Raw genomic sequence first — 1,302 nt, 5'->3', positions numbered from 1 at the left:
ATCATGCCAGTTGAACTTTATGTTCGCCCTTATGAAAATCTGAATGAAAACACACCACTTTCGTTAACTTTTACATCCAATCAAACCTCACAATTCGTTATAAACTCGGATACTTTGCTTTCGGGTGATAAACTAAATCTCAGGTACAAAGATTTTAAGAATTATCGAGTTATTGGTCGATATATCACTTATGGAAAAGGAAATCAAAATGTAGATTTTCAAGTTGCGATAGGAAAAAATACAAAGAGCTCGAAAATCGCTTTGGTAGCAAGATAGTATCCTTATTACACTTTTTCATTGTTCAGAATTATATCATTATTATTGCGATATAATTCTGAATTTTTATTTTATATTTGTACTACTAAAACATATACATATATGCCTACTCTCGACCGTAGTAAGTTCAAATATAACGCTAAAGTTTTTGAAAAAACTTGTTTGTACTGTGGTACTGTTTATTTTGCCAATCGCTCGACGGCAAAGTATTGCTCATCCACTTGTCGTGGCTATGCCAATCAAGCCAAAAACCTCAATGAAGCCGCACCGTGGAATGAGGAAGACCGCACCGTTGATGCTTTACTTTCTCAAGTTGCTTATCTAAAAGGACAATTGCAGCACTATGTAAATGAAAATGACGAATTGAAAAGAATTATTGCAGAAATAAAAAAGCCTTGACGCATACACGTGCAAGGCAATTTTGTATTCCTACAACTTTGATGCTAAGATAAGTTTCAATCTTTTAACCACCAAAGTTTTCTGATAGTTTTCTTTCCAAATATTCGGTCGAATAATCAATTTTTATTTCTACCCACATTGGTAAGTGATCCGACATTTGAAATGTTCGCCACTCTAAATATTTACTACCTTCTTTCATCAGTGGCGAGTACAAGGCTTCGTCATCTTTTGTGAAGACATATTTATAGAAGTCCAAAACCCCAGCAGCTTCTTTGGTTGCAAATCTGTCTTCTTGTACTTTCAGTGCTATTTGGTCGTAATGTTTATCTTGCTTCACATTGCTGCCAGGAATGGTTTGCAACTTCTTATGAATTTTAAACCCTGCATCAGTAATGGCTTTCATTGTTACATCTTTTCGGTTGAATATATTAAAATCACCCAGTAATATCCAGTTTTTAGTAAACCCATATTTATCTTCGCTGCGTTTTTTAATAAAACTTGCAACCTCTTCTATTTCTTCTACTCTACGTTCATCCACAGGAGTTCCTTTGCCATAATAAATATGGACCGTGGCCAATACAAAATCAGTCCAACCAGCTTTAAATCCACACATAAAGGGCGTTCGGG

The 1,302-nt window shown here is 35.1% G+C and carries 3 protein-coding genes; 2 read left to right on the top strand and 1 reads right to left on the bottom strand.

Features of this window, described 5'->3' with window-relative positions:
- Positions 1–276 (top strand): hypothetical protein (locus tag ACOVO2_RS12495; protein WP_421770300.1); only part of this gene is annotated, 276 nt, incomplete at its 5' end.
- A gap of 102 nt (positions 277–378) precedes the next feature.
- On the top strand, positions 379–675 hold the full coding sequence (locus ACOVO2_RS12490; protein WP_421768176.1) for a hypothetical protein: 297 nt from the start codon (positions 379–381) through the stop codon (positions 673–675).
- Positions 676–739: 64 nt separating this feature from the next.
- On the opposite strand, the gene ACOVO2_RS12485 is transcribed toward ACOVO2_RS12490, so the two are convergent.
- Positions 740–1,302, bottom strand: a 563-nt coding sequence (locus tag ACOVO2_RS12485; RefSeq protein ID WP_421770299.1) for a hypothetical protein, incomplete at its 5' end; no start/stop codon positions are given.

Origin of the sequence: Emticicia sp., assembly GCF_049241225.1 — a bacterium.
In the GTDB taxonomy this organism is placed as follows: domain Bacteria; phylum Bacteroidota; class Bacteroidia; order Cytophagales; family Spirosomataceae; genus Emticicia.
Note: the sequence above shows the minus strand (reverse complement) of the source record. Positions and strands in the feature narration are given on the sequence as shown.